Origin of the sequence: Pseudomonas sp. Sample_22, from assembly GCF_004307635.1 — a bacterium.
Taxonomy (GTDB): Bacteria; Pseudomonadota; Gammaproteobacteria; order Pseudomonadales; family Pseudomonadaceae; genus Aquipseudomonas.
On sequence record NZ_RCNY01000050.1, the window covers coordinates 1 to 3,482 of the forward strand.

The 3,482-nt window shown below is 51.0% G+C and carries 1 tRNA gene and 2 rRNA genes; all 3 read right to left on the reverse strand.

The features are described 5' to 3' along the window. Nucleotides 1-2: 2 nt before the first annotated feature. Nucleotides 3-118, reverse strand: a 5S ribosomal RNA gene (gene rrf, locus D8U73_RS13240). A 150-nt stretch (nucleotides 119-268) separates the two neighbouring features. Then, nucleotides 269-3,160: ribosomal RNA gene (locus D8U73_RS13245) — 23S ribosomal RNA — on the reverse strand. Between the two features lie 246 nt (nucleotides 3,161-3,406). Further along, a tRNA-Ala gene (locus D8U73_RS13250) sits at nucleotides 3,407-3,482 on the reverse strand.

Sequence of the window (3,482 nt, forward strand, 5' to 3'; positions counted from 1 at the left end):
AATCTTGACGATGACCTACTCTCACATGGGGAAACCCCACACTACCATCGGCGATGCATCGTTTCACTTCTGAGTTCGGGATGGGATCAGGTGGTTCCAATGCTCTATGGTCGTCAAGAAATTCGGTGTGCCGACTCGTCTTTCAACGCGTCGGCAAATTGGGTATGCGATAGTTTTCGGTGTTTTTGCGATCCGAACTTTCGGTTCATTTCGTCTTCACACACCGCAATCTGGCCTCTCTCGAGTTCGCAAATTGCTTGGGTGTTATATGGTCAAGCCTCACGGGCAATTAGTATTGGTTAGCTCAACGCCTCACAGCGCTTACACACCCAACCTATCAACGTCGTAGTCTTCGACGGCCCTTCAGGGGACTCAAGGTCCCAGTGAGATCTCATCTTGAGGCTAGTTTCCCGCTTAGATGCTTTCAGCGGTTATCTATTCCGAACATAGCTACCCGGCAATGCCACTGGCGTGACAACCGGAACACCAGAGGTTCGTCCACTCCGGTCCTCTCGTACTAGGAGCAGCCCCTCTCAAATCTCAAACGTCCACGGCAGATAGGGACCGAACTGTCTCACGACGTTCTAAACCCAGCTCGCGTACCACTTTAAATGGCGAACAGCCATACCCTTGGGACCGGCTTCAGCCCCAGGATGTGATGAGCCGACATCGAGGTGCCAAACACCGCCGTCGATATGAACTCTTGGGCGGTATCAGCCTGTTATCCCCGGAGTACCTTTTATCCGTTGAGCGATGGCCCTTCCATACAGAACCACCGGATCACTAAGACCTACTTTCGTACCTGCTCGACGTGTCTGTCTCGCAGTCAAGCGCGCTTTTGCCTTTATACTCTACGACCGATTTCCGACCGGTCTGAGCGCACCTTCGTACTCCTCCGTTACTCTTTAGGAGGAGACCGCCCCAGTCAAACTACCCACCATACACTGTCCTCGATCCGGATAACGGACCTGAGTTAGAACCTCAAAGTTGCCAGGGTGGTATTTCAAGGATGGCTCCACGCGAACTGGCGTCCACGCTTCAAAGCCTCCCACCTATCCTACACAAGCAAATTCAAAGTCCAGTGCAAAGCTATAGTAAAGGTTCACGGGGTCTTTCCGTCTAGCCGCGGATACACTGCATCTTCACAGCGATTTCAATTTCACTGAGTCTCGGGTGGAGACAGCGCCGCCATCGTTACGCCATTCGTGCAGGTCGGAACTTACCCGACAAGGAATTTCGCTACCTTAGGACCGTTATAGTTACGGCCGCCGTTTACCGGGGCTTCGATCAAGAGCTTCGCGTTAGCTAACCCCATCAATTAACCTTCCGGCACCGGGCAGGCGTCACACCCTATACGTCCACTTTCGTGTTTGCAGAGTGCTGTGTTTTTAATAAACAGTCGCAGCGGCCTGGTATCTTCGACCGGCGTGGGCTTACGGAGCAAGTCCTTCACCCTCACCGGCGCACCTTCTCCCGAAGTTACGGTGCCATTTTGCCTAGTTCCTTCACCCGAGTTCTCTCAAGCGCCTTGGTATTCTCTACCCAACCACCTGTGTCGGTTTGGGGTACGGTTCCTGGTTACCTGAAGCTTAGAAGCTTTTCTTGGAAGCATGGCATCAACCACTTCGTGTTCTAAAAGAACACTCGTCATCAGCTCTCGGCCTTAGAATCCCGGATTTACCTAAGATTCCAGCCTACCACCTTAAACTTGGACAACCAACGCCAAGCTGGCCTAGCCTTCTCCGTCCCTCCATCGCAATAACCAGAAGTACAGGAATATTAACCTGTTTTCCATCGACTACGCTTTTCAGCCTCGCCTTAGGGACCGACTAACCCTGCGTCGATTAACGTTGCGCAGGAAACCTTGGTCTTTCGGCGTGGGTGTTTTTCACACCCATTGTCGTTACTCATGTCAGCATTCGCACTTCTGATACCTCCAGCAAGCTTCTCAACTCACCTTCACAGGCTTACAGAACGCTCCTCTACCGCATCACCTAAGTGATACCCGTAGCTTCGGTGTATGGTTTGAGCCCCGTTACATCTTCCGCGCAGGCCGACTCGACTAGTGAGCTATTACGCTTTCTTTAAAGGGTGGCTGCTTCTAAGCCAACCTCCTAGCTGTCTAAGCCTTCCCACATCGTTTCCCACTTAACCATAACTTTGGGACCTTAGCTGACGGTCTGGGTTGTTTCCCTTTTCACGACGGACGTTAGCACCCGCCGTGTGTCTCCCATGCTCGGCACTTGTAGGTATTCGGAGTTTGCATCGGTTTGGTAAGTCGGGATGACCCCCTAGCCGAAACAGTGCTCTACCCCCTACAGTGATACATGAGGCGCTACCTAAATAGCTTTCGAGGAGAACCAGCTATCTCCGAGCTTGATTAGCCTTTCACTCCGATCCACAGGTCATCCGCTAACTTTTCAACGGTAGTCGGTTCGGTCCTCCAGTCAGTGTTACCTAACCTTCAACCTGCCCATGGATAGATCGCCCGGTTTCGGGTCTATTCCCAGCGACTAGACGCCCTATTAAGACTCGCTTTCGCTACGCCTCCCCTATTCGGTTAAGCTCGCCACTGAAAATAAGTCGCTGACCCATTATACAAAAGGTACGCAGTCACCCAACAAAGTGGGCTCCCACTGCTTGTACGCATACGGTTTCAGGATCTATTTCACTCCCCTCTCCGGGGTTCTTTTCGCCTTTCCCTCACGGTACTAGTTCACTATCGGTCAGTCAGTAGTATTTAGCCTTGGAGGATGGTCCCCCCATATTCAGACAAAGTTTCTCGTGCTCCGTCCTACTCGATTTCATTGATAAGAGATTTTCGCGTACAGGGCTATCACCCACTATGGCCGCACTTTCCAGAGCGTTCCGCTAATCTCAAATCAACTTAAGGGCTAGTCCCCGTTCGCTCGCCACTACTAAGGGAATCTCGGTTGATTTCTTTTCCTCAGGGTACTTAGATGTTTCAGTTCCCCTGGTTCGCCTCTTGCACCTATGTATTCAGTACAAGATAACCATCTTATGATGGCTGGGTTCCCCCATTCAGACATCTCCGGATCAAAGTCTGTTTGCCGACTCCCCGAAGCTTTTCGCAGGCTACCACGTCTTTCATCGCCTCTGACTGCCAAGGCATCCACCGTATGCGCTTCTTCACTTGACCATATAACCCCAAGCAATCTGGTTATACTGTGAAGACGACATTCGCCGAAAATTCGAATTTCTCAACTAAGAGAACTCACAAATTTTACCTTAGCCTGATCCGTTACCAGTGAAAGTAACGTTCAGTCTATCTTTCTATCACATACCCAAATTTTTAAAGAACGATCTAATCCAAAGACTAGAAATCAACATTCACCATCGTTTGATGGAATGCTCATTTCTAAGCTTTAAACGTCAGAAGCAGTAGTGGTGGAGCCAAGCGGGATCGAACCGCTGACCTCCTGCGTGCAAGGCAGGCGCTCTCCCAGCTGAGCTATGGCCCC